General features: G+C 59.2%; 19 protein-coding genes. 5 read left to right on the top strand and 14 right to left on the bottom strand.

From position 1 onward, the window contains the following. Positions 1 to 41: 41 nt before the first annotated feature. The 3 genes from AC24GY_RS16275 to AC24GY_RS16265 all read right to left on the bottom strand — a co-directional run bounded on the left by AC24GY_RS16275 (position 42) and on the right by AC24GY_RS16265 (position 2,149). Positions 42 to 371, bottom strand: coding sequence for a DUF5615 family PIN-like protein (locus tag AC24GY_RS16275; protein WP_487685148.1), 330 nt, complete (start codon positions 369 to 371; stop codon positions 42 to 44). Then, a complete protein-coding gene (locus tag AC24GY_RS16270) occupies positions 368 to 613 on the bottom strand; it encodes a DUF433 domain-containing protein (RefSeq protein WP_487685145.1) in 246 nt (81 codons plus the stop codon). The genes AC24GY_RS16275 and AC24GY_RS16270 overlap by 4 nt, the downstream gene beginning before the upstream one ends. A gap of 63 nt (positions 614 to 676) precedes the next feature. Continuing rightward, on the bottom strand, positions 677 to 2,149 hold the full coding sequence (locus AC24GY_RS16265; protein ID WP_487685142.1) for a sulfatase family protein: 1,473 nt from the start codon (positions 2,147 to 2,149) through the stop codon (positions 677 to 679). An 83-nt stretch (positions 2,150 to 2,232) separates the two neighbouring features. Between AC24GY_RS16265 and AC24GY_RS16260 the strand changes: the two genes are divergently transcribed. Then, positions 2,233 to 3,762 carry a Gfo/Idh/MocA family protein gene (locus AC24GY_RS16260; protein ID WP_487685139.1) on the top strand — a complete coding sequence of 510 codons (1,530 nt, stop codon included), beginning with the start codon at positions 2,233 to 2,235 and terminating at the stop codon, positions 3,760 to 3,762. A gap of 174 nt (positions 3,763 to 3,936) precedes the next feature. Here AC24GY_RS16260 and AC24GY_RS16255 read toward each other — a convergent pair whose 3' ends face one another. The 3 genes from AC24GY_RS16255 to thiD are packed head-to-tail and all read right to left on the bottom strand — an operon-like array spanning position 3,937 to position 6,070. Beyond that, positions 3,937 to 4,146: a hypothetical protein gene (locus AC24GY_RS16255; protein WP_487685136.1), complete on the bottom strand. Its 210-nt coding sequence runs from the start codon at positions 4,144 to 4,146 to the stop codon at positions 3,937 to 3,939. Next, positions 4,146 to 5,243: a S41 family peptidase gene (locus tag AC24GY_RS16250; RefSeq protein ID WP_487685133.1), complete on the bottom strand. Its 1,098-nt coding sequence runs from the start codon at positions 5,241 to 5,243 to the stop codon at positions 4,146 to 4,148. Before AC24GY_RS16250 ends, AC24GY_RS16255 begins: the two co-directional genes overlap by 1 nt. Beyond that, positions 5,240 to 6,070 carry a bifunctional hydroxymethylpyrimidine kinase/phosphomethylpyrimidine kinase gene (gene thiD / locus AC24GY_RS16245; protein WP_487685129.1) on the bottom strand — a complete coding sequence of 277 codons (831 nt, stop codon included), beginning with the start codon at positions 6,068 to 6,070 and terminating at the stop codon, positions 5,240 to 5,242. Before thiD ends, AC24GY_RS16250 begins: the two co-directional genes overlap by 4 nt. Before the next feature lie 71 nt (positions 6,071 to 6,141). On the opposite strand from thiD, the gene AC24GY_RS16240 reads away from it, so the two are divergent. Further along, the gene (locus AC24GY_RS16240; protein ID WP_395739355.1) at positions 6,142 to 6,522 is read left to right on the top strand and encodes an ApaG domain-containing protein; all 381 of its coding nucleotides are present in this window, start codon (positions 6,142 to 6,144) and stop codon (positions 6,520 to 6,522) included. A gap of 227 nt (positions 6,523 to 6,749) precedes the next feature. Beyond that, on the top strand, positions 6,750 to 7,190 hold the full coding sequence (locus AC24GY_RS16235) for a hypothetical protein (protein ID WP_487685125.1): 441 nt from the start codon (positions 6,750 to 6,752) through the stop codon (positions 7,188 to 7,190). Positions 7,191 to 7,204: 14 nt separating this feature from the next. On the opposite strand, the gene AC24GY_RS16230 is transcribed toward AC24GY_RS16235, so the two are convergent. The 5 genes from AC24GY_RS16230 to AC24GY_RS16210 form a co-directional block, all read right to left on the bottom strand. Next, a complete protein-coding gene (locus AC24GY_RS16230; RefSeq protein ID WP_487685122.1) occupies positions 7,205 to 7,966 on the bottom strand; it encodes a formylglycine-generating enzyme family protein in 762 nt (253 codons plus the stop codon). 3 nt (positions 7,967 to 7,969) lie between these two features. Then, a complete protein-coding gene (locus AC24GY_RS16225; protein ID WP_487685119.1) occupies positions 7,970 to 9,988 on the bottom strand; it encodes a prolyl oligopeptidase family serine peptidase in 2,019 nt (672 codons plus the stop codon). A 32-nt stretch (positions 9,989 to 10,020) separates the two neighbouring features. Further along, entirely contained in the window at positions 10,021 to 10,623 is a 603-nt protein-coding gene (locus AC24GY_RS16220) for an Ntn hydrolase family protein (protein ID WP_487685116.1), read from the bottom strand. Between the two features lie 55 nt (positions 10,624 to 10,678). Beyond that, positions 10,679 to 11,899 carry a nucleoside/nucleotide kinase family protein gene (locus tag AC24GY_RS16215; RefSeq protein WP_487685113.1) on the bottom strand — a complete coding sequence of 407 codons (1,221 nt, stop codon included), beginning with the start codon at positions 11,897 to 11,899 and terminating at the stop codon, positions 10,679 to 10,681. Between the two features lie 72 nt (positions 11,900 to 11,971). Then, on the bottom strand, positions 11,972 to 16,159 hold the full coding sequence (locus tag AC24GY_RS16210) for a DUF7133 domain-containing protein (protein ID WP_487685110.1): 4,188 nt from the start codon (positions 16,157 to 16,159) through the stop codon (positions 11,972 to 11,974). A 199-nt stretch (positions 16,160 to 16,358) separates the two neighbouring features. On the opposite strand from AC24GY_RS16210, the gene AC24GY_RS16205 reads away from it, so the two are divergent. Both AC24GY_RS16205 and AC24GY_RS16200 read left to right on the top strand, forming a co-directional pair. After that, complete coding sequence (locus AC24GY_RS16205; protein ID WP_487685107.1) at positions 16,359 to 17,192, top strand: AraC family transcriptional regulator; 834 nt, start codon at positions 16,359 to 16,361, stop codon at positions 17,190 to 17,192. Between the two features lie 51 nt (positions 17,193 to 17,243). Beyond that, on the top strand, positions 17,244 to 18,629 hold the full coding sequence (locus AC24GY_RS16200; protein ID WP_487685104.1) for a hypothetical protein: 1,386 nt from the start codon (positions 17,244 to 17,246) through the stop codon (positions 18,627 to 18,629). A 35-nt stretch (positions 18,630 to 18,664) separates the two neighbouring features. Here the strand turns inward: AC24GY_RS16200 and AC24GY_RS16195 are convergent, their stop codons facing one another. The 3 genes from AC24GY_RS16195 to AC24GY_RS16185 form a co-directional block, all read right to left on the bottom strand. After that, positions 18,665 to 21,418 (bottom strand): phosphoenolpyruvate carboxylase, encoded by a 2,754-nt coding sequence (locus AC24GY_RS16195; protein WP_487685101.1) that lies wholly within the window; start codon positions 21,416 to 21,418, stop codon positions 18,665 to 18,667. A gap of 110 nt (positions 21,419 to 21,528) precedes the next feature. Beyond that, positions 21,529 to 22,839: a Gfo/Idh/MocA family protein gene (locus tag AC24GY_RS16190; protein ID WP_487685098.1), complete on the bottom strand. Its 1,311-nt coding sequence runs from the start codon at positions 22,837 to 22,839 to the stop codon at positions 21,529 to 21,531. 87 nt (positions 22,840 to 22,926) lie between these two features. Further along, positions 22,927 to 24,216: a DUF1501 domain-containing protein gene (locus AC24GY_RS16185; RefSeq protein ID WP_487685093.1), complete on the bottom strand. Its 1,290-nt coding sequence runs from the start codon at positions 24,214 to 24,216 to the stop codon at positions 22,927 to 22,929. Positions 24,217 to 24,223 lie beyond the last annotated feature (7 nt).

The raw sequence follows: 24,223 nt of genomic DNA, 5'->3' as shown, positions 1-24,223 counted from the left end.
CGCAGTGCATTTCAGCAGCGTATAATAGCTCGAATTCTGGCTCATCGCACTTCGACAATTCTCTGATCTGAAGACAATGCGGCTTCGATGGAAGGCCAGATTTGCTCAAGCTTGGAAAGCAAATGCTGGGTCCGGCAATTGCCAAGTCGTAGCCAGAGAAGTTGTCCCTGGTCTCCTGGACGTGTCGCCAAGATAAAAAAATCTTCGTCCTTGGAAACAACAATTCGATTTTCTGAGAGAGCCTCAGCCCAGATCTTGCGATCATCAGTCTGTCCTTGGCCACGATCCAAAACATGTACGGCATCATATCCTCTGGCACTCAGCCAGCGGGCGAGGGCTGCGGGCAGCTGATTGTCCACCAGGAATTTCACGCGGCGATGGCCAGAATCGTGTGATCTGTCTGTCGTGCCGCATAGGTGAGCGCAGCTTTAATGTCGTCGGCTTCTAAAAAGTCGTAGTCCTGCAGAATTTCCTCGTGACTGGCACCTGCGGCGATCAGTTCGAGAATGTCACTGACACGAATGCGATAGCCACGGATACAAGGACGACCGCCACATTTTCCGCTTTCGATGGTGATGCGATCCAGCAGGTTCATGAAGAGAAGATTGCTCATGCAGTCAAAAGAGTCAAGACGACGAAGTCTTGACTCCACAAAGCGCACCATGACCCGTTCGTATCACCGGATTTTCGCATCCGGCAGCGCACTCTTCACGCCTTCGTCGATGGGCATCTTGTCAGTCTTGGAGTCGAGGCCGGTGGCAAGCATGAGTTTGGCGAGTTCGGCCTTCAGCTCCTCGATCTTGCCAGCCATTTCCGGTTTGCCGATGAGGTTCTTCGTTTCACCGGGATCATTTTTCAGATCATACAGCTCGGCCATGTGCTTGTCGGCTGTGCCGTCGCCATGCGGGTAGTGAATGAATTTCCAGTCGTCGGTGCGAACGGCGCGGACATTCGGCGTGTAGGGAAACTGCTTCTCGTAGTTGTAGTGATAGAACCAGCTCTTGCGCCAGTCGGGATCGCCACTTTGCACGAGCTTGACGAAGGATTTGCCGTGGATGTTTTCCATGGGCGGCGCACCGCAGAGCGCGAGCAGGCTGGGGGCCACATCAACGGTGAGCACCTGCTGTGGGATGACTTTGGATTCTTTCGTGAGCTGCGGGCTGCGCACGATGAGCGGGATGCGCAGGCTGGCCTCATGCGCGGTGCGCTTGTCCACCATGCCATCTTCACCTTCGAGCAGGCCGTTGTCTCCCATGAAGACGATGATGGTGTTGTCGAGCTGCTTGGTCTCTTCCAGCCAGGCGCGCACGCGGGCTACGCTGTCGTCCACGCTCAAGACGGTGCCCCAGTAGCCGTGCACCATGTTTTCGAAATCTTTGACGGCGGGCGGGCTGTCATCGGGGAACTTTTTCCGCCACTCAAACAGCGGGCCGTAGATTCCATGCCAGGTGTAGAGGCGTTGTTTGATCCACTCGGGCTTGTCATCCAGCATGAAGGCCGTGGCCGGGTAGGGGACGCGCACATCATCAAAGCTGTGCTCATACTTCGGCTCCGGTGTGTAGAAGCTGTGCGGAGCCTTGTGGCCGATGCACGCGCACCAGGGTTTGTTTGCACTCTGCTTCTTCAGCCAGTCCATGGCGAGGTCCGTGACGACGTTGGTGTAGTAGCCTTTGATGACTTCACGCTTGCCGTTGAGGTTCCACTCGGTGTCATAGTATTTGCCCTGGCCTTTGTGCGTCACGAACGTGTCGTAACCCGGACGCGGATCATCATTCTCCTCGCCCATGTGGTATTTGCCAAAGTAGGCGGTGGCGTAGCCCGCATCATGCAGCACGGAGGGAAAACTGCGCAGCGTGGCTGGGTATTCGGTGAAGTTGTTCGTCACGCCATGCGCATGTGCATAGAGCCCGCTGAGAATGGACCCACGGCTCGGGGAGCACAGCGAGGTGGTGCAGAACGTGTTGGCAAAACGCACGCCCTCCTGCGCGAGCCGGTCGATGTTCGGCGTCTTCACATGCTTGGAGCCGTAGCAGCCGAGGGCATCCGGGCGCAGGTCATCGCAGAGGATGAAAAGGACATTCGGCTGTGCTGCGAAGGACGATTGCAGCAGGACAAAAGATGTAAAAAGCAGGGCAAGGATTCGGATCATGGTCGGACCCTGCCAACGAAGGAATGCCGGCGTCTCTGTCAAAAAGGAAAGGCTGCGCCGCGGGTGACGTTTTTCTTCGTGCCATGACCACCCGCCGCTCCTTCCTGAAACAGTCCGCCGCCGCTTCCACCGGCGTGTTCTACATCGCCAAAACCTCCTGGGCCCAGAAGAGTCCCGGGGACACCATCAACGTGGCCGTCATCGGCTTCGGCGGCCGTGGTGGCTCGCACATCAGCGGATACAACAAGCTCAACAAAGATGGCGCCGGAGTGCGCGTCGCCGCCCTGTGTGATGTGGACAGCAAGACCCTCGAAAAAGGACTGAGCTCCTACGACCAGGAAAAAATCAAAGTCACCGGCTACTCCGATCTGCGCAAACTTCTGGAGAACAAGGACATCGACGCCGTGAGCATCGCCACGCCAAACCACTGGCATGCCCTCTCCACCATCTGGGCCGTGCAGGCGGGCAAGGATGTGTATGTCGAAAAGCCCGTGTCGCACTGCGTGTGGGAAGGCCGGCAGATGGTCAAGGCCGCGCGCAAGTACGGCAAGATGGTGCAGACGGGCACGCAGTCGCGCTCCAGCCGCAAAGGCCTCGCAGAAGGGGTGAAGTATGTGCAGGAAGGCAATCTCGGAAAGATCCTGCTCGCACGCGGCCTCTGCTACAAGCGCCGCCCCAGCATCGGCAAGACCGAAGGACCGCAGCCGGTTCCTGAATCCATCGACTATGATCTCTGGTGCGGCCCCGGCCCGAAGGGCCCTCTCATGCGCGCGAAGCTGAAGTACGACTGGCACTGGACCTGGGCCTACGGCAACGGCGACCTCGGCAACCAGGGCATCCACCAGATGGACATCGCCCGCTGGTTCCTCGGTGAATCAGAGCTCTCCCCCAGCGTGTGGAGCGTGGGTGGCCGCCTCGGGTATGAAGATGACGGTGAAACCGCCAACACGCAGATCATCTACCACGGCTATGAAAAGGCCCCGCTCATCTTTGAAGTTCGTGGGCTGCCAGACGCGAAGGACGGCAAGAACATGGACAAGCTCACGCAAACCAGCAAGGGTGTGAAGTTTCAGCCTCTTCCCGGCAAGGAAGGCAAAGATGGCAAAAAAGACCCAGGTGTCGAAGGTGCGGGCGTCGGTGTCATCATCGAGTGCGAAGGCGGAACCATCGTGGTGCCGAATTACTCGGGCTGCGTGGTCTTCGACAAAGAAGGCAAGGAGGTGAAGAAGTTCGAAGGCAGTGAAGACCACTTCAAAAACTTCATCAATGCCTGCCGCAGCCGCCGGGTGGACGATTTGAATGCCGACATCCTCGAAGGCCATCTCTCAAGCGCCCTCTGCCACACCGCCAACATCAGCCATCGTCTCGGCCAGAAAGAGAAGCCTGAAGCGATCATGGAAAAGATCAAAGGCGACACCTTCGCCACCGAAGCCTTTGGGCGCATGCAGGAGCACCTGGGGAAAAACGAGGTCGATATCACCAAAGACCTCCTCACCCTCGGCCCCGTCCTCAAGATGGATGGCAAGACCGAGCGGTTCATCGATCAAGACGCCGCCAACGACATGCTCAAGGACAAGTATCGTCCGCCCTTCGTCGTGCCGGATGAGGTTTGAAGTACGACAGACACTCCTGTCTGTCGATCAGCGGCACCGCCAGCCACCCTGCACCCCGTCCACAGCAAAGCTGACGCATGGTGGCTTCGATCCGTCACTGTGGCACCGTAGTTCGTTCGTGAACCCTGAGTTCTGAAGGTCCCGCTGATCGACGGACAAGAGTGTCCATCGTACTCAAGCTGCGCCCATCATCTCCCCATAGGAAAAGTCACAGACGTGCATGCGCACGCGAACCTGCGCGCCTTCCGCCAGTGGAAAATCCGGCAGCTCTTTCTGGATGGTGCCAAAGATCTCTTTCCCGTTTGGCAGCAAGGCATGGCAGGTGCGTGGACTGATCACACGACGAATCGTGGCGGTGGTTTCAACTCGGGTGATAATATCCATCACTTGGTCACGGGAATGGCACGGCGTGCCGGAGGTTCATTGGTGGCTGGAGGCTTGCGGTTCCAGTCGATTTTGGCGGATTGAAACAAGGTGCGTGCTGTGATGAGATCCACCGCGCGCTGCAGCACGGTGTCAGAAGGGCGCGGAGCATCCTCAGGCAGTGCCTTCCCGGCGGAGCGCCTGAGGTAGGAGTCGAGTTCGGGATTGGTGTTAGCCACGAGCGCGGCCTCGTTGAAGCGCGGGCGCGGCTTGTCGATGATGGAGCTTTTGACGTCCTTGGCATCGGTGGCGTGATACACCTGGCGCTTGAGCGTGGTCGGCATGGAGATCGGAAAATCAGGCTGCAGGCCCTTTTTGAACACCGAGCTGTCGTCCGTCAGCAGCACCTCGGCGCGGGCAAAGCGCAGGGACCACTCAGCATCCACCGGCACCGTTTCATAGCGCACGGCTCCACCGCGTGTGGGGGCACCAATCAAGAGCGCCTGCTTCCGCTGACGCAGCACTGCGGCCATGGTTTCACCCAGATTGTTGGTCTCATCATCCACGAGGACAAGAAGCTGCTGCGACCACACCGGCTCGCGCACGTTCGTTTCGACTTCGGAGGCCGCCTGCCCCATCTGCTTCATTTTGAAGAGCACTTCGCCTTTGGGCACAAACAAGCTCAGCATGTCCGCCGCGTCATTGAAGTTTCCCGGCGGCGCCGGACTGCGCAGATCCAGGATGAGATGGCTCACTTTTTTAGCCACAAAATCCTGCAGATGCTTTTCCAGTTCCTTCGTTTCTGTCGGCGTGAATTCGCGGGGCCTCAGGTAGCCAGTCTGCGGCGTCAGCAGTTCTGCCTGCACACCAGAAAGCGCGCCGGATTTGGCTTCGCTGGTCCGGGGGACCAGTTCCGCGCCGAAATCAAGACGCTGCAGCAAGCCGGAGAGCGCAGCACGGTTCAGCACATCAAAGGTCAGATCGCTGCTGCGGATGTATTCCTTCTGCAGAATCCGAAACGCCGTCTGGATGCCTGCCTGGCTGACGTCCTTCGGCTCCGGGCCGCTGGCGGCGAACACGGAGGAGGTGAAGGTCAAAAGGATGGCGAGTCGTCTCATGCGTCGGTCTGCTGCAGATGATTGAGAGCATGTACGGGCCCTGCGCCAGCACTTTGCCACATGAAATGCTGGGCGATGGCGCGGCTGACGAACTCCTTGGCCGAGGCAACTGCCTCATTCAACCCCATTTCCTGCGCCAGACAGGTGGCGATGGCGGCGGAAAACGTGCAGCCCGTACCATGCGTGCGCACTCCAGGCGTGCGCGGGGCGGTGTGCCAGAAAAGCTCACCATCCAGGCACAGGACATCGGCGGCATCTCCTTTCAGATGCCCGCCTTTCACCAGCACAGCGGCATCAAAACGGGCGCTCAGTTCGCGGGCGCAGTCCTCCATGGCTTTGAGGTCTGGCACCTCCCGATCCCACAGCACGCGGGCCTCGTCCAGATTCGGCGTGATCAGCGAGGCCAGCGGCAGCAGTTCGTCGATCAAAGTCCGCACGGCGGCGTCTTCCAGCAGCTTGCCTCCGCTGGTGGCGATCATAACTGGGTCCACCACGAGGGGGATGCGCCCATGGCCAAACTGCTTCCAAGTTTCCGCCACCGCGTGCACCTGATCCCGCCCTCCCAGCATGCCGGTCTTCGCAGCGGCAATGGGAAAGCCCCCAAACAGCACACGCACCTGATCGGCAATGAAGTCCGCATCCAGAAGGCGCACCTGGGAAACGAGGCCCGGCGTCTCTGACACCACGCTCGTCAGCGCATTCAAGCCGTAGCCACCCAGGGCTGAAATGGCCTTCAAATCCGCCTGCACCCCCGCTCCGCATGAAGAATCTGAACCTGCAATGGTGAGAACGACGGGAGGGGAGGATAGCATGGTGGCGGTTGGCATGATGGTACGAGTCCGGCTGCTTTTTGCAAACCCCGGCTTGTGGCATCCTGCGTATGGACTAAACTCATCCCATGAATTTCGATCCGTTGCCAGGACTCACGGTCACGGTGGACAGCATCGCCTACGATCCCACTCGGCCTGCTCCGCCGGACAGGCCCCACCCGTTTGTGTATCATCTCTCGATCCACAACGACTCGCCCGACATTGTGCGCATCTTTGGCCGCAAATGGATCGTGCGAGACACAGACGGCGACACCATGGTCGTCGAAGGCGACGGTGTCGTCGGCCAGTTCCCCAATCTCTCCCCGGGGGAAACCTTCAGCTACAATTCCTACCACGTCATCAAGACCGAAAGCACCGCCACCGGCTCCTTCTTCGGCACCACCCCCGATGGCCGACGTGTCTGCACCAAGATTCCGCCGATTGAGATGCATCCGCCGCTGATGGTGTAGAGGCAAGGAGAAGGACAAGGTGCGGCACTTGCCAAGTGCCGCGGATCACGCAGGGAAGTCGCGTCCCCTTAACGGCACAATACTCCATCGTGGAGTTTTGATAGCGTTGTTTCCAAGCCGGGACTTGGCAAGTCCCGCTCCTTGGGGACGCATCACTCCACGTTTGGCGCAAATCCGTTGATAAGGTGGTTCACAATAAGCATGTAGTGCCTCGAACCGCAGGAAAAATGAACGAAGTCCAAAGAAAGCCAATCTGGAAACCTCTCAGGGTATTCCTGGTCGGGGCCATTGCGATAGCGATGGTTGGTTATTCGTTTTTTCCGCCTTCAATTGCTACATGGCAGGCAACTTCTTTTGAGGTTGATCGCTCATTGTCTCAGAAGGTATCGATCGAAGCACAAATCCGGGCCATTGAGAAACGAGATCCCCACAAGGATTTCGCGATGTATGTCAGGGACCAAAATCTATTCCTTTACGCCGTAGCCGACTCTCAGGTGACTATACCTGGCGTTGATCATTTCACGCTGCCATTTTTATTTCCTGTTCGCGTCATCACTGGAACAGGAGAGACCGGGGCGGGAGGGCGGAACGAGCATCTCAATCGAGTAGCACGGAAGTTCGCTGAGCAGTTCAATCAGGAAATGTACGGATACATTGTGACTTGGTAAATAATGGGAACGCCTCACTCCTTCTCACACACAATCCTGAACCCCACACTGTCGAGGTGCACATTGTAAGGGTCCGGTCCACGGAATGACGCCAGTAGGCGCTTCTCGCTACCAGTTCTGAACGCACCGCCACGGACGATGCGCAGGGTATTCTTCGGCGGATCATACCAGCCATCCACCCACTCCCAGACGTTGCCGGCGAAGTCGTAGAGACCATTGGCATCGGCGGGGTAGCTGCCCACGGGCGCGGTATCTGGATAGCCGTCGTCCATCTCCAGCCACTTGGCGTCGTAGCTGTTGTGATACTTTTTGCCAAATGCCTCATCGCAAAAGTTGCCGACCTCTTTGCTCAGCGGACCCTTGCCCCAATGATGCACGCCCGTGCTTGGTGGCTGCTGATTCGGGGCGATGCCTGGCTTCTCCTGCAAACCTGCCAGCACGCTCCACTCCTGATCGGTGAGCAGTCGGTACTTGCGCCCTTCCTTCTTGCCCAGCCATTCGCAGAAAGCCTGCGCCTCCGCAAAGCTCACGTTGATGGCAGGATGATCGGCCGTTTGCGGAAACTCAGGCTTCCTCCAATCCACGTTCGTGGCAATCGCGAACGGCTGATAGTCCTTCACCCGCGTCTCATAGCGGCAGACCAGCACGCCAATGCTCGCCACCTTCACAAACGGCATCTCCAGACTGTTGGAGAATGCCGTCTCGATCTTGGTCTGCTGAGCACCGGCACACTGAGCCAGCAGCAGCAATGCAAGGGCGGTGAGCGTGCGCTGCATGGCCTACTTCTTCACAGGGGCGGCTTTCCACTCCCAGCTCTCACCGAAGAATCCCGCATCGCTGATGCCACCGGGGGCCTGGCTGGTCTTGGGCTTGGTGAGGTCGATCACCGCCCAGTCGGGCAGCTTGGCCACCTGACGGGCGTTGTTGAGGTAATCGTATTCGCGGTAGGTGAAGCCACTGTTGATCACCACATACTTCGCAGGGTTGAGCGGATTTGGGTAGATGAGCACGGGGGCATTCGTCGCGGCATCGTAGGTCTTGCCATTCGCCACGAGCTTGTCCTTGGACCACTGGATCGGCAGCTTGTCAGCGATCTTGGCCAGAACGGTATTGCTCTGCGGGTCGCCCCAGAGCACGAGGTTGTTCGCGGCGATGTCGGCATCGCTGATGGCGGTGTCATCCTTCGTCGGCGCATCGCCACGGAACTGACGGCGCCATTCAAACTGCGCGCGTTCAAGCTCCGCCTTGGCCCAGGCGTCCACCTTCTCGCTGGCTCCAGCCTTGGTGGGTTTCACAAACAGGAACTTGTCCATGAAGGCGTCGTCGATCGGTCCTTCGAGGCCGTGCTTCTTGACCAATTTGCCATCACCTTCGTTGTCCAGCGTCTGCGTCCACTTGCCGTTCTTCATCTGGAAATGCACCAGCCATGAGCGGTCCAGTTTCGGGCGGGTCACTTCAAGAAGCTGGCCGTCGATGCTGACCACCGGCTTGAAGAGCAGGGGCATGGGGCAGGTGCCGGAAGGCATGTCGAGCGTGAAGGCGCTGATGTTCTGCAGCTTGATCATGATCTCAGACGGGCCGGTGATGCGCGCATGAATGCGACCGCGCACCCAATGTTCTTCCAAGGCGTCCACCGTGACCCAGAACATGTGGTTGTACCGCAGGAACCAGGTGGAAAGATGAATTTCCTTCGGCATGCGGTTGCGCCCCACGGCTGCGATGCTGGCAAGGCGCTTCTCGATTTCGACAAGCGAGTCCGGATGAATCTTGTGCCCCGTCTGTGGGCCAATGATGTGCAGAAGATCCACGTTCTCGCCACGCAGGGCTTTTTCCATCATGTCGGCAGCCTGCTTCTGTTTGTCGATCTCGCCGCTGTAGGCCACGGTGGGGCAGTTTTCCAGATTCAGGGCATTGTCGGTGGCATTATACCAGTGCCAGAGCTTCTGCTGATACCAGGGGGCGCCGCTCACATCTTCGTTCTGAAAGCCGCCAAGGAATTCGGGAGTCTCGGCAAAGCCGGCACCTGGATTCGCCGCGCACCATTTGTCCGCGTAATTCACTGCAAACTGCCATGCCGCCGCGCCGCCCATGCTGAAGCCGCGCACGATGATGCGATCTTCATCGACGGCATAGAACTTGGAAGCATGATCAATGGCTTCGATCAGATCGATCTCTCCCGCGAACTTGTTCGCACAGCAGTAACGACCGTAGGCGTGCAGCACCAGCGCACCTTTGGGGGTGATCTGTCCGACCTGCTTGCGCCGCTGATCCAGGAAGGCCAGCTCGCTGAGAGTCTCGCCACGACCATGACACCAGATGTCCATGCGCACCGGGGCGCCCACATAGCTCTCAGGAATCACCATGCCGTAGGGCTGCACCGAGCCATCAATCTTCGAGCGGTAAGCGCGCACCACCAGCCCCTTCTGCTTCGTCCACGGTGCCTGACCCGCTTTGAACTGTTCGGCACGTTGCAGGCCTTCGGCGATGATTTCATCCGCGCTCTTGAGCTCACCCAGCTTGTGCACCTCATTGTAGCGCAGCGCCCAATCGACCGCCTTGTGGTAGATCTCAATGTCAGGCAGCAGATCCGCGAGCTGCGGATTCTTAGCCTGCGCCTTGGTGGCGTCATCGATGGCGGTGCGGAGTTTTTTCAAACCTTCCGTGAGCCGGCCACGATCCGCATCAGGCACGTCCACGCCAGGAGGTGGCACCGGACGCACGTTTTCGGCTTGATTGTCCTTGGGGCCATCGGCAAGGGCGGCGCTGAGAGCGAGGAAGGGGAGGAGGAGGCGCTTCATGGTTGGAGAAGAGAGAAGAAAGACGAAAGAGACTATTTCTTGCGGGAGGTTTTCGGTTTCGCAGCGGAGAGCAGCGGCACGCTGTGAATTTCAAAGGGCGCACTGGTGGCGCTGTCGAACTCAGCGGCGGCTTCGAGCCCGGCGCGCGCGATTTCCTCGGCGGTCTTGCATTTGTCATACGCCGTCTGCATCGCGCCCAAGGCGTAATCCCGGCCCGAGCCTGCGGCCCAGAATTTGTGAAACTGCTGCGCGGAGCGGTACGAATAAATGGCGAAGATACCGTGCGGGTTGGCCAGCAGTCCGTAGAACTGTGTGGTCTCGAATTCCTCGCCTTTGTCCGGCATGGCGGCCATGAAGTACTCCACCTTCAGCCATGCGTGCGAATGACGGAAGGTTTCAAAGATGGCCTCGCAGGAGGAGAAATCACGCGGACGGTCTGGGTTGGAAAAGTAGCTGTTCATCACCACCAGGCTCGCCGAGGTGCCGGTGAGCCCAATAAAAGTGTCCGCAATCTTGGTGATCTTGGTCTTGTTGACGACGTGCTGCGCCTTCTGCCTCAACGAACCGAGACAGCTGAGCGTGTCAGCGCCGATGCAGGCGACGCCATTCTTCTGAGTAACTACGATGGTTGACATGTGACGTGATGTGTAAAGGGAGCGCAGGGATCTCGCAACCCTCAAACAGCACGCTTTACGGCATGAACTGCCCGCGCCGAATTTCGGAACCCTTGAAGATGATGCGGAATCGGAAGACCTTTTTCTTCCGGCACTGAATCAGGCCAGTCTGCAAATCAAAGCGTTCCGGAATCTCGATACGGTGCAGGTCCGCCGTGGCGTGGTAGCCGCGTTCGGAGAAGATGTCGATGAGCATCGCCAGTGCTTCGGGATCGTGGAAAAGCTTGTCCTCCGTGTTGATGTCAGCACGGCCGGAGATCGCATGCCGCACGATGATCGGCATCATCTTGTCCTGAATGAAAGTCACCACCGCCTGCATGAGCTCCGGCTTTTCCACCTTGTAGCCATCGAGACGGCGCACGAGGTCCTGCCGTGCATGCCGCACGATCTCGCTGGCCAGCGGCAGATCGCGCAACTGGTCGAAGGTCCGCGGATCGAGTTCGAGAGAGCTTTGGTATTCAAGCTCACGAATGATGTTGTCCTGCACCAGTTCCAGCGGTGCCTGCGCATTGATGAAGTGGTAGTGGAAGATCTCCTTCAGCGAGACCAGCGCGTCGTAGGTCTTCTCTTTGAAGACCTGGTAGCGATTGCGCGCCAGCGCAGGATCAAAATCCGTGGCACGCTCCTCCCACAGTTCGCCCAGGCCTGAGCTGCGGACTTCAGCATTGTGCGCCAGCACCTCCTGGCCGCGCTTGAGCTGGCGGGCGATGCTTTCCGCCTCATCGACAAACAGCACCATGATGTGGAAAATGGGCTGCTTGAAATGCGCGGCGTCAGGTGTCTCTGAAAAGTCACGGCGCAGGCGGATCATCTCATCAAAGAGCATCTTCAAGCACTCCACCTGCACCTTGGTGCGCGGAAAGCCGTCAAGAATCGCGCCGTTTTGCTGCTCAGGCTCGAGCAGCTTGCGAATAAGAATGCCTACCACCTCGCGGTCGCCCACCATGCCGCCCTGGGCTTTGAGCTTTTGCGCTTCCGGGCTGTCGAGCAGCGCGCTGACCACAATCGGTTGCGCCGTGATGCCCCGCACCTCGCGGATGAAGTCCGTGTTCGTACCCTTGCCAGCCCCCGGCGCCCCGCCCAGCAGGATCAACTCCTTCGGAAACCGCAGCTTCTCGCGGCCATATTCCTCCTCCAGCTGCTTCCAGACATGGTTGAAGATGAGCTGGGCGTCTTTGATTTCCAGATCTGCCGGCGCGGCAGGTTTGGTGGCGGGTTCGTTCGTGGCAGTCGGCATCGCTGCGATTATCCCAAGGATGGCCGCTTGCCAAGTACAACGAGCGACCTTGCGTAGTCCCGCTCTTCGAATCTACCCCTTGAGCGTCATCAAATAAGCCAGCAAATCCGCCACCTGCTGCTCCTGCAGCGCATCGAGCAATCCCTCTGGCATCAGCGAACGCCGGATAAATTTCGTACTGCGAATTTCCTTCTTGTCCAGTCGGCGGTCGGGCAGCCCAGGCATGCGGATAACGACGGCTTCTTTGTCCTCGCTCACAAAAAAAGCATCAATGAGATCGCCGTTTTTCATCTCCACACGGTAGATCCGGTAACCCGGCTCCATGGCGGCATTCGGGGTCAAAATATTACGCAGCACCGCCTCCAGGCCCATCGCCCCCGCTCCACTGAGATTCGGGCCGATCTGGCCGCCCGCACTGCCGATCTGATGGCAGGCCATGCACAGCGCACTGAGCACTTTGCCATTGGCCGCGTTGCCCTTGGGGGCGAGCGCGGTGAAGCGGGCGAACTTCGTGTCCAGCGCCTTTGCCTGCTCCTCGGTGAGCAGCGGTGGCGAGTCGATGGTTTTGGCGATGCGGGCGCCTTTGCCAAAGATGCTTTTCAGTTCCGGCTTGAGCCGGTCTGTGGAAGAGAAGACCAGAGCAGAACCGGCTAAAGCCGGGACGACAATACGGTCAAACGTGGCGCGGATCTCTTGAGCACTGCGCGCTGTTTTCCACACGCGGAACTCCGTGATCACACCCTCCGTGCCTTGCTTGGGCCCACTCCAGCCCATCTTGCAGTTCTCCCATTTGGCAGGCGCAGGCTTCGAGCCTGTGGCATCCAGTTCGCCATTTTGATAAATGCGGATGATGTGTTTGTCATCGCGAGTGACCGCAAGGTGCGTCCAGAGATCGGGCGTCATGGGCTTGGTCGACACGCAGACATCCTTCAGCTCTCCTCCGGCATAGACGCGGAACTTGGAACCGAAGAAGTTCATGTCCACGCCTCCGGGCGTGCCCAGAAGGCTGTCAGCATTGCTGATGCCTTCGGCGAGACGCACCCAGGCCTCGACGGTGAATGGCCCGTCGAGCGTGATCTTCGCATCCACCACAGCCGTGTCTTCCCCATCAAGCAGCAACACTTCTCGGAAGATGCCCCCGAGTTGCTGCTGAAGTTTTTCGAGTGCAGGATCATTGCCGAGCACGGTGGCAAGCCTCTCAACCGTGGGGCCATCGAGATCCGCCTGCGGCAATGTTTTATCGAGCAACGCGGCCACGATGGTCTGTGCGCCCGCCTTGGTGCTGGCAAGAGTGTTCAGGGCCGCACGGCGCTGCGCTGGCTGAAGCGAAGGATAAAGCGTGAGGAGCTTGGCTGCGGCATCTGGCGCGCGCGAGGCGGCGAGGGCTTCGACTGCCGCATCACGCACCTGGGGTTTTCCAATCGTGGCGAGCGAAACGAAAACATCTGCAGCGCCACTGCGTAAATCCTTCAAGACTTGCAGCGTAGCGATGAAGTCTTTGGAATCACTGGATTTCGTGCCTTTTGAATCAACCACCATGCTGAGATCACCTCCGCTGATGGTGATCGCCATTTTCAAAGGCTGAACAAGACTGTCTTCCAAATCGACGAGTTGGAAGCCGCCGATGAGCTGGAGAGCGAGGTTGCGGACAGAGCCATCAGCACTCCCGATCATTCCTTTCGCCGTTTCCGTCAGCAACGGCGCGATCTGTTTCGCATCAAGCTTCGTGCGCTGGGCGAGCAGTTTCTCAGCAACAACCGTGCGCGACTTTTCATTCGTCAGCAGCGCCTTGAGGGCATCGCCCACTCCGGCTTCCGCCGGGAACTGGGCGAGACGGAGGAGCTCTTCATCATTCGGAGCACGATCCAGATGCGGCAGCAGCTTTGCCACACGCGATGCGCTCGTCTTCGGTTCCAATGCAAGCGAGGCAAGCACGCGGGCTTCCACAGGCAGCTTCGAAGCACCCTCGGAGTCGAGAAACTTCGCGACGACATCAGGATGCCGTTCCAGGAACATGCGCACCAGGAAGCGTTCGAACTCGCGGTCATAGGCCTCGCGCACAGGAATCTGTTTCGGCCCACGGGAGGATTGGCCGAGCGGTCCGGAGAGGGAGGGTTTGGCGAAGGAGAGCAGTTCGCCGATGTTTTGATTGGAAAGATTACGACCGATAGCGCGGATCTGAACGCTCTCACGGGGATAAGCATACTCAGACGCCGCCCAGTGGTTCGCGGCCAGCTCTTTTCTATCACTAAGAGTTTGCCAGGCAATTTGAGTTTTTCCAACAGGGCCATCCTTCAGTGCTGCATTGAGTTCTTCAGTGCTCAGCTTCGTGAAGTCGGCCACTTCCGCTTTGGCCCCCTTTTGCTTTACACGCCAGATACGCCCCCGCGTTTTGTCACGATCCGGATGCGCGCGCGGCACCTCGTTGTGGGAGATGATCTTGTTGTACCAATCCACGATGTAGATGCAGCCGTCGGGACCATTGGTAAGCCCTACAGGGCGAAAGAAAGGATCATCGCAGGTGATGAGGTCGGGGAGTTGCTCCAGCTTCCAGTACGCGCCATCGCGATGCATGCCGAGGGTTTGAATCTTGGATGTGATGGGATTCGCCACGGCCATGGTATGCGCCGCTTTGGGGGCACGCAGTGAGCCATTCTCAATCAATGCAAGACCGCTCAATCCGGTGCCGCCCATGCGGAACTCCGCCTGAGGTGGGAAGTCGGGCTGGTAGCTTTTCTTGAGGGCCTCCATGCCGCCGGGATAATACGCATACTCATGGAAGGGCATGATGGGGTAGCCGTAGTCGTTCGCTTCCTGAATGAAGGTTTCACCTTCGCCAGTAATCACGAGCCCCCAGATGTTGTTTGGGCCCACACTGGTCATCTCAAAATCGCTGCCGTCGGGCCTGCAGCGGGCCATCCCGCACTTGGGGTAATCAATGACCACATCGCTGCCGGGCTTGCGCACCTTGCTGTTGTTGAAGAGGCCCTGCGCCATCCAGATCCAGCCGCCGGGGGCTCGGGTGAACTGATGCGGAAAAAGGTGCGAGTCCTGCACGCCGAAGCCGGTGAGGATGACGTCAAACGTGTCCGCCTTGCCATCGCCATTGGTGTCCTTGTAAAGCTTCAGGTCATGCCCATGCTGCACGTAGCACGTGTCGCCATTGCCCCAGGGCAGCATGCCTGTCGGGATGGCGAGGCCGTCGGCGAAGACGGTGGGATTGGTGAGTCCACCCGCGGGAATCGGCCCATTGACCGACTCCCGCGGATAGACGACCACCTTGTCCTTGCCATGGGCCGCATACACCGCTTCTGCGGCGGCGGGGTTTTCATTCGCATCCACCGGGTACTCCAGCGCCGTTTGCGTCCACATTCGCCCTCGTTGATCAAAGTAAACGCTGACGAATTTGCCCAGCCCTTCGCTTTCTTTGACGACGAGTTCGATCTCGTAGCCTTCCGGCACATGGAACTTCTTCAACTGCTCCTCGGCGGACAAAGCGGTGCCCTGGACGTTGTTGTAGCTGATGTCACGCTTCGGCGCCGCTGCTGCATCCGCCTGCGGCTTTGGCGTCGGGGCGACGAGTTTGCGTGCGACATCCACGCCGCCGAGCGATTCCCAAGTCGGCGCGCCCGGCGTCGGGGGAAGTTCTTCAATCGTCACGTCCTTGACCTGCACGAGGCAGACACCACCGCTATGCACCTGCGGTCCAATGAGGCCATCCAGTGCGATGTTCTTGTCCACTTCGGTGTAGTCCATGCAAAGAACGCCATTGATCCATGTCTGAATGCGCGGCCCTTCAGCACGGATGCGGTATTCATTCCAGCCAAAGACATCGATGGCCTTGTCCAGCGCGGCCTGCTGCTCCGGCGTGGGTGCCCAGATGACCTTGTTGCGGCGGAACTCATCATAAATTTTGCCAAACCAGCCCGCACCGCAATCCACCTGATACCCCGTCATGTGCGCACCACCAGGTACTCGCAGGCTGCGAATCTGAATCCCGCTGTTGAGCATGCCGGTCTTCGGATCACCGCTGACCTTGATCTTGAGCTTCAGCTCAAAATTTTGATAATTCTTCTTCGTGCAGATGAAATGGTTCTCCTTGATCTTCTCCGTCGTGGAGCCGCCGGTGATCATGCCGTCTTCCACCCGCCAGATATTGGGATCATAGTCCCAGCCATCGAGCGACTTGCCGTCAAAAAGGGAAATCGGCTCCGCATGGAGCGCGGTGGTGAGGAGGAGCAAAGAGAGCAGGTGCTTCATAGGTTGGAATAACGGGTTGGTTAAACGCAGGCTAGCAGGATGACATGCACGGTGTCATGCCTGAAATGCACCTGGGCGGCGCGCCATGCCAAATCAAGGAGCGGGACTTGCCTGGTCGCATGCGAGCTGTTTCAGCGCATGACGGCACTTGGCAAGTGCCTCTCCTTGCCAATCCTGCGCGGCGCGCTGTAATGCCCCCATGAACCACGAACTCTCCGAAACCACCCTCGACGGTCCGCGCACGCGGCGCTGGGTGGTGGAGGCCCGCGAGTGCGTGGAGATGACCACGCACCGCATCGCACGCTTTGGCCTTGATGAAGCGCTGCCTCCCTACCGGCGCGTGCGCATGAGTCCGACGGGCAGTTTTGTTCTCGCGTGCGTAAGTGGCGAAGGCTCCATCTTGCTCGATGGTCGCTGGCAGCGGGTGAAGCCCGGCATGGTGTGCCTCGCGCCGCCACGCGTGTTGAATGCCTTTGAGGCCAAAGGTCGTGAACGCTGGTGTTTCGCGTGGATTCGCTATGACGAGCCGAGTTTCGTCACACCCGTAGTTGGCGCAGCTTCCCCCGTGATGCCCACGGCCCACGCAGATGAAATTGCCCGCATCATCCATGGAGTGCGCGCCGAGTGGGAAGGGGAGCGCGAGCCGCGAATCCTGCACCACTGGCTGGAGCTGCTGCATGCCACCATCCGCCGCATCGCCCAGCCCTGGCGCAGTCGCGAACCACGCGTGGCCAAACTGTGGGCGGATGTGGAAAAGGACCTCATGCGCGACTGGACACTCGCCGAACTGGCGCATCGCAGTCACTGTAGCCCCGAGCACCTGCGCCGCCTCTGCATGAAGGAACTGGGCCGCAGCCCCATGCAGCACCTTACCTGCCTGCGCATGGAGCAGGCACGCCGCTTCCTCGAAGCCGGAAACGACAAGCTCGAAGTCGTGGCCGCAAACGTCGGCTACGCCAATGCCGCGATTTTCTCACGGGTGTTCAAGCGCTGGGTCGGCGTGGCACCGGGGGAGTATCGCGGGAGAGCTTGAGATCAATTCAAGCATTGACGCCCTCAGCCTGACTTCGCTATTCTGCCGTATATGTGGCGCTCATTTCTTTGCCTTGGGATCATGGTGGCTGCCGTTGTGACTGCGGCTGAACCCACCAAGCTACGTTTGGTCGCCGACCTGAATCCGGGGCAGAACGGCTCAGGCCTGACGAATTTCTTTGTGTGGAACAATCAGGCGTGGTTCTTCGCCGCCTCCGATCAGAGCGGTAAAACGGTGTCGCTCTATCGCTCAGATGGCACCCCAGCAGGCACACGACGCATCAAGGATTTTCCGTGGCAGGAACGCGGTTCCATTTTCGAAAACCCCTTTGTGTTTGAGAACCGCTTGTACTTTCAAGGGCCTAACGCAAAACTTGGCAAAGGCAGCCGCATCTGGGTGACGGACGGCACCGAGGTTGGAACACGACCCATTTCTGAAGATGGCAAAGATGTGTGTGATGAATCCAAACCATTTCTGATCGGCGACCGTCTGGTGCTCTCGCTTCATGGCGACTATAAAGGGCATGGTTTGGTGGCACTCAATCTCCACACGGGCGTGACGGAAACCATTGCGGTGCCTTTTGACGGCTGGGAAGACTATACTGATGGCGCAATGCTGAACGGTTCCATGCTGAAACTGGACTTATTTGGGAAGTCAATCTGGAGCATTGATGGCACACGTTCCGGATTGAAAAAGCTGGTGCTGCCGGGACTGCCGGTCTTTGATAATGATGGCGACCTCAATCAATTCGTCTCCCTGCCGAATGGAGTACTCATGCTGCCCAACGGTCAATGGAAGCAGCCATTGGAATTGTGGCACACCGATGGGAAATCCGTGGCCAAAGTGGCATCGTGGTGGCCCGACAATCCTACTTCTCAGCTCTGGTTCGGTCGTGTGGGCGTTCTTGGAATGATGCTTGCCTATGATCGCACCCGACGCTGCGGCTTGTGGATCAGTGATGGCACGGCAGCAGGATCCAAGACCCTTAATGACAGCGATCCGTATAAAGAGGCATCCTTCTCCTTTTCAAGTGGTCCTCATCCCAGCCCAGTGGTTGCCGGAGATCGGCTCTTCTTTGTCATGGATGACGGCAAGCATGGTCTTGAGCTTTGGTGCTCGGACGGCACCAAGAATGGGACCCACCTCGTGACCGACATTGTGCTTGGCAATGAAGAGGCAGAGATTTTCAAACTGATCCCAACGGCCGATGGCCGCGTGTTGTTCCAACGCAAGAACTCAAACTCGGGCACAGACGTTTGGATCACAGATGGAACAGAGGACGGTAGCCGGAGACTAGCTATTTTGAACCGGGCGACAGACATCGTTGCGGTGCTCCAAGGAATGATTCTCGTTGTCTCGGAAAGTGATCAGTTCGGGCGTGAGCTGCAGGCGCTGGACATCCCGGAACTGACCATGCCGACAGCCGGGTCCAAATGACCGCGGCGCGAAGCTTGAGACTTCAAGGCCATGTTTTAGCCCGTCGTCCTCAGTCCCGACGCAATCGCATTGATCGAAATCAGCAAGTCCGACACCATCGCATCCGCAGCTTCGGTTTTACCGGCAGCGGTGAGTCCACGCCATTCACGCAGTAGCGCGATCTGCTGGTGGTGCAGCACCTTGAGCGGTTCTTCGCGAATGTTCAGCGTGTAGGCGAGGCGCGGGCGGCGGCCTTCAATGGTGCCTTGGAAGAGGTCATCGATGATGGCGCGGGTGGCTTCGTATTCGCCGAGGATGGTGCCGAGAAAGCGATCTCGCACGGCGGTGTCCTCCACCAGAGCAGCGTAGGCGCGCATGAGGTCGGTGTTGGCGCTGACGAGGGAGCTTTCGATGTTCGTGAGAACGTAGCGTAGGAAGGCCGAGCCGGGAATCGCCGCGGCCAGGGTGGCATAGCTTTTGGGATCTTCAGTCTTGAGCTTGGTCAGAGCGCTGCCAGCACCGAACCAGCCGGGAAGGTAGAAGCGTGACTGCGTCCACGAAAACACCCAGGGAATGGCGCGCAGATCATCAAGCGAAGCCTGTCCTGTGCGGCGGGCCGGACGTGAGCCAATGCGGGAGTTTTCCAGGGCATCGATCGGCGTGGCCTGTCGGTAGAACTTCATGAAGTCCGGCGCATGCAGGAAGGCGCGATACGCATCACGGCTGTCGGCTGCCAGTTTGTCAAACAGCGGCTCTAGTTCAGGCGGGGCGCTGGATTCGGTGCAGCGATGGCGTGCAGTAGCCGCCGTGGCGGAGGCCATGAGCAACTCGGCATTGTAAACTGCGGACCCAATGTGCGCGTACTTTTGCGCGATGGTCTCGCCCTGCTCAGTCATGCGCATGCCGCCGCTGAGGGAACCATGCGGCAGCGCCTCCATGAACCAATGTGTGGGGCCCGCTCCACGTCCGACGGTGCCTCCACGGCCATGGAAGAAGATCGGGCGCACACCATGCCGATGGATCGTGGTGGAAAGCTCACGCTGCGCACGATGCAGCGCGCACTGGCTGGCCACGATGCCGCAGTCTTTGTTGGAGTCGGAGTAGCCGACCATCATCTGGAATACTGGCGTGCCGCCCTTGCTTTGTGCGAGGAGACTGCGCTTGGCCACAGGATGCGAAAGAAACGCCTCTACAATGCCAGGGCCGGATTCGAGATCGCCCATCGTTTCAAACAACGGCACCACGGGCAGGGGACACACGAGTCCTTCTTCGCTCCAGGCCATGAGCCCGGCTTCACGCGCCAGAAGGAAAACGACGAGCATGTCTTCGACACAGCGTGTCATCGAGATGATCAGAGAACCGAGGCCCGCATTGCCATACTTGGCGCGGTGATCGGCCAGCACGCGGTAGCAGTCCAGCACCGTGTCCGCCTCAGGTCCGGCAGAAATGCCAGGAGATAGGAAAGGACGCGGAGAGGCGAGCTCACGATCAAGCAGTTCACGCTTTTTCTCGATCGGCCAGTCGATGAAGGAACCACCGTCCAGCAGGCCTGCGGCACGCAGGAGTTGATCGAGCGCCTTCTCATGAAACGCAGAATTCTGCCGCACATCCAGCACGGCGGAGTGGAAACCAAAAGCAGTCAGATTGCGGCGGAATGGAACGATCTGCTCCTCGACGACGGCCTTGGAACCAACATCGAGCAAGGTCTGCGCGAGCACATCAATGTCAGCACGCAGTTCCTCCGGCTGCACATACGCGACCGGTGAAGCGGGCTTCTCGATGGCCAGCACAACCTTCGCGTGCATGAGGTAAACAGCGGCGCGCCACGGCTCCTCCTTGTTGCGCTCCAGAATGTTGGCAAGATCCACGCCCGGCTCGGTTTTGAGCTGCGCAGTGAGGGCGGCGATCAGCTCCGTGAGCTGCGGTGGCGTGATCTGGAACAGTGAACTCAGCGGCAGATGAAAGGCGAGAGCTTCCAGCCCACGACGCTGCACTCGCAACGCGTTCTTGCGCATGACTTGCAAGGCATGGCGCGTGACATCCGCCGTCACGAATGGGTGCCCGTCGCGGTCCCCACCGATCCAGGAACCAAAGCGGATCAGGGGCGGCAGGGAGTCCACCTCTGTCACATCATACCCAGCAGCCTGCCAGGCTTCGCGCAGGTGCACGTGCGCACGGGTGAGCGCCTCGGGAAACACATCGCGCAGATAATGCAGCGCGTTTTGCAGCTCAGCCTCGATGCTTGGGCGTGTGACGTGAATTTCGCCGGTGCGCCAGAGGTTTTCGAGCTGGGTCTGCAGCTGGCTTTGCAGGCGGGCCTGCTCGCGCGGCGTGTAGGCCGGGTTCTCATGCCGGTTCATGAGGCTGTAGATCTCCCGGTGCAGCTCGCGCACCGTCTCGCGCTTGGCCTCGGTGGGATGGGCGGTGAGCACGGGCTCCACGCAGACATCACGCAATGCCGCAAGGATGTCGGCCTCCTTCAGTCCGAGGGTTTGCAGTTGCTTCAAATTGTCCGCCCACAGGCCCTTTTCAGCCTCGGGTCCGCTCTTTTTCTCCCGCAAACGTCGGATTTGTGAGGCTGCCCGCTCCTCCACGACATTGAGCAGCTGAAAAGCGATGGAATAGGCCTGTCCGAGCGAGCGGTTCGTCTTTTGCGGCACCCCGGTGCCGATCCAAGGCAGGCTGGCCGCCAGTTCGGGTTCCCCAAGCTGCTTGAGAACGGCGGAAAAGGCCGCCATGAGGTAGCGCAGGTCGTCTTCGAGAAGTTGAAAGCCGAGGTTGCGGAGGTTTTGCGGGGGAGTTTCGGACATGGCTGGGTGGAGCTTGCGAATCAAAGCAGGAAGGATGCCTGATTCGCAGAGCCATGTCGAAAGCCGATGGAAAAGGCAAGATCAAGCGGCAATCGCTGGAATGTCGGCTTTTAGACCGGGTAGGCCCAAGGCTTACGGTACTCCCGCTGCATCAGTTTGCTGGCCTCTGCGTCGCCGATGATCAGCTCTTTCTCCGGATCCCACTGGATGCTGCGTCCCGCCTTGTAGCTGAGCATGCCGAGCAGCGGCAGGCAGGTGGAACGGTGGGCGCTTTCGATGTCGGCGATGGGCTGCTTTTTCTTTTCGATGGCATCGATGAAGTCGGCCCAGAGCAGGCCGATGTTGTGGCCATCCGGCTCCTGAAGCTGGTGGTTGCCGTGCTTCTCGCCCTCTTTGGGATTCACCGGGTAGAAGGTCCAGCCATCGCGCCAGCCGATGTGCAGCACGCCTTTTTCCCCATAGAAGTAGCAGCCGATCTTATGCTTCTCGTTGTTGTTGTCGGCAAATTTACGGTGCTCCCACACGGCGGTGAACTGCTCAAACTCAAACGTGGCCACCTGATGATCCGGCGCATCGGTGGTCTGCTCCTTGTCATTGAGCACGGCAGGACCGGCGATAGGTCGCCCTCCGGTGCAGAAGATTTTCTTCGGCCCTTTCTCGCCGCTCCAGAGCATGATCTGGTCCAGCCAATGCACGCCCCAGTCGGCCATGGTGCCGTTGGCGTAGTCGAGGAAATGGCGCCAGCCTCCCGGATGCAGCTTGGAATTGAACGGGCGCATCGGCGCTGGGCCGCACCACATGTCCCAGTCCATCCCTTCGGGCACCTGGCTGTTCGGCTTCGGCTGCTCGGGTCCACCCTTGCTGTCGGCAAAAGCACGCACCATGCCCACTTTGCCCACGGCGCCGGACTTGAGGAAATTCATCGCCTCGACGTGATGCGGGCCGATGCGGCGATGCAGCCCCACCTGCACCACGACGCCAGCCTCGCGTGCGGCTTTCACCATCGCCTTGCTCTCATTGATGGTGTGCCCGGTCGGTTTCTCGACGTAGATATGAGCGCCCGCTTTGCAGGCGGCAATGGTTTGCAGCGCATGCCAGTGGTCCGGCGTGGCGATGATGACGATCTCCGGCTTCTCCTTGTCCAGCAGTTCGCGGTAGTCCTTGTAGAGCTTCGGGTCATCGCCGGAGATTCCATTCACCGTGTCACCGGCGTTGGAGGCCACGTCTTCATGCACGTCGCACAAGGCGCAGACCTTGATGCGTCCGGAAGCCAGAGCCTCCTTCAAAATGTTCATCCCCCACCAGCCTGAGCCAATCAAGGCCGTGCGATACTTCTTCGCCGGATCAGCGCCGAAGATGTGAAACGATGAAGCGGCAAACGCGGCGGTGCTGGCGGAAAGAAAATGGCGGCGGGAAGTCATGGTCAGGAAGGCGATGAAAGCATCGCGAGGCAAAGTACGCCAGCCGTTCGAGAGGCTTGCGGAGAATTCAGGCGGAGAGCTTTCGCGCTACGCAAACAGCTCCATCACCGCCTTGCCCTTGTCTCCCACCGTGAAGGGCCGGTTGCTGGGCGACATGACGACTTCATCAATAGGCAGCCCAAGGCTCCAGCCAATCGTGGAAAGGAAATCCTGCGGGCTGGTTTGCTTGTCGGCCACCGCCATGCCTTCCTTGTCACTGGCCCCGTGGATGTAGCCGCCTTTGATGCCACCACCCGCGAGCAGCGTGGAGAAAACCTTCGGATGATGGTCGCGTCCGCCGTTGCCATTGAGCTTGGGACCACGGCCAAATTCTGAGCAGAGCACCACCAGCGTGCTTTCCAGCAGCCCACGTTCCTTGAGATCTTCCAGCAATGCGGAGAGCGCCTGGTCGAGTTCGGCACCATGTTCATCGAGACCGTCGTCGATGTTGTTGTGCATGTCCCAGCCGCCTTTGGCGACTTCGATGTAGCGAATCCCTTTTTCCACCAGACGCCGCGCCAGCAGGCAGCCCTGGCCAAATTTGCCCTTGCCGTACTTTTCCTTCAAGGCCTCCGGTTCGTCATCGAGGTGGAAGGCCTCCAGGTCCGTGCTGGACATGATGCTGATCGTTTTGTCGTAGAACTGCGTGTAGCTCTTCACCTCCGAGGTCTTGAAGCGATCGCGGAATCCGGCATCAAGTTGATCCAGCATGGCGAGGCGCTTGTTCATCTGCTCCGGGCTGGCCTCGCTCTTGGCGTATTGCAGGCCCACATCGGGATCGAGGATGGGCAGCGGGGAAAAGCTGGAGGGGAAGAAGCCGTTGCCGTTCTGTGGCTGGCGGTTCACGCAGACGTTGGAGGGCAGCGTCTTGTGGCTGGAGCCAAGGAAGTGCTGCGCCCAGGCGCCGATGTTGGGATGCTTGATGGTCCCGCGCTCCTCGTAGCCGGTGCGGATCACATACTGCCCGGCGGCATGCACCCCCGTTTTGGAAGTCATGCTGCGGATGATGCTGAACTTGTCCGCCTGTTTGGCGAGGTTCTCCATCGTTCCTCCCAGTTGAAAGTCAGCCTTGGTTTTGATCGGCGCTTTCGGTCCCTGCGTCGGGCCATCCTTCGGGTCCAGCGTATCGATGTGGGACATGCCTCCGATCATCTGGAGAAAGATGACGTTCTTGGCCTTGCCAAAGCCGGGGCCCGTAGGCGCGGCTGTCTTGGCGGTTTCGGCTGCAAAGGCGCTGCCGCCGAGACCGTGCAGCACGGTGACGCCGAGAGCGGCACTGGCCCAGCGCTCGCAAAAGGCACGACGGGAAATGGGATCAAGCTGGTTGTGAAGATTCATGGCAGGA

This window comes from Prosthecobacter sp. Pr1 (assembly GCF_057652315.1).
This window is presented reverse-complemented; position numbering and strand designations above follow the sequence as displayed.

Bases quoted from the DNA above. Each gene is read 5' to 3' on its own strand.
- AC24GY_RS16240 (WP_395739355.1), top strand. From the start codon at position 6,142: ATGAATTTCGATCCGTTGCCAGGACTCACGGTCACGGTGGACAGCATC.
- AC24GY_RS16210 (WP_487685110.1), bottom strand. From the start codon at position 16,159: ATGAAGCACCTGCTCTCTTTGCTCCTCCTCACCACCGCGCTCCATGCG.
- AC24GY_RS16225 (WP_487685119.1), bottom strand. From the start codon at position 9,988: ATGAAGCGCCTCCTCCTCCCCTTCCTCGCTCTCAGCGCCGCCCTTGCC.
- AC24GY_RS16200 (WP_487685104.1), top strand. From the start codon at position 17,244: ATGTGGCGCTCATTTCTTTGCCTTGGGATCATGGTGGCTGCCGTTGTG.
- AC24GY_RS16195 (WP_487685101.1), bottom strand. From the start codon at position 21,418: ATGTCCGAAACTCCCCCGCAAAACCTCCGCAACCTCGGCTTTCAACTT.
- AC24GY_RS16215 (WP_487685113.1), bottom strand. From the start codon at position 11,899: ATGCCGACTGCCACGAACGAACCCGCCACCAAACCTGCCGCGCCGGCA.
- AC24GY_RS16270 (WP_487685145.1), bottom strand. From the start codon at position 613: ATGAGCAATCTTCTCTTCATGAACCTGCTGGATCGCATCACCATCGAA.
- AC24GY_RS16190 (WP_487685098.1), bottom strand. From the start codon at position 22,839: ATGACTTCCCGCCGCCATTTTCTTTCCGCCAGCACCGCCGCGTTTGCC.
- AC24GY_RS16205 (WP_487685107.1), top strand. From the start codon at position 16,359: ATGAACCACGAACTCTCCGAAACCACCCTCGACGGTCCGCGCACGCGG.
- AC24GY_RS16185 (WP_487685093.1), bottom strand. From the start codon at position 24,216: ATGAATCTTCACAACCAGCTTGATCCCATTTCCCGTCGTGCCTTTTGC.
- AC24GY_RS16265 (WP_487685142.1), bottom strand. From the start codon at position 2,149: ATGATCCGAATCCTTGCCCTGCTTTTTACATCTTTTGTCCTGCTGCAA.
- AC24GY_RS16235 (WP_487685125.1), top strand. From the start codon at position 6,750: ATGAACGAAGTCCAAAGAAAGCCAATCTGGAAACCTCTCAGGGTATTC.
- AC24GY_RS16220 (WP_487685116.1), bottom strand. From the start codon at position 10,623: ATGTCAACCATCGTAGTTACTCAGAAGAATGGCGTCGCCTGCATCGGC.
- AC24GY_RS16255 (WP_487685136.1), bottom strand. From the start codon at position 4,146: ATGGATATTATCACCCGAGTTGAAACCACCGCCACGATTCGTCGTGTG.
- thiD (WP_487685129.1), bottom strand. From the start codon at position 6,070: ATGCCAACCGCCACCATGCTATCCTCCCCTCCCGTCGTTCTCACCATT.
- AC24GY_RS16260 (WP_487685139.1), top strand. From the start codon at position 2,233: ATGACCACCCGCCGCTCCTTCCTGAAACAGTCCGCCGCCGCTTCCACC.
- AC24GY_RS16230 (WP_487685122.1), bottom strand. From the start codon at position 7,966: ATGCAGCGCACGCTCACCGCCCTTGCATTGCTGCTGCTGGCTCAGTGT.
- AC24GY_RS16250 (WP_487685133.1), bottom strand. From the start codon at position 5,243: ATGAGACGACTCGCCATCCTTTTGACCTTCACCTCCTCCGTGTTCGCC.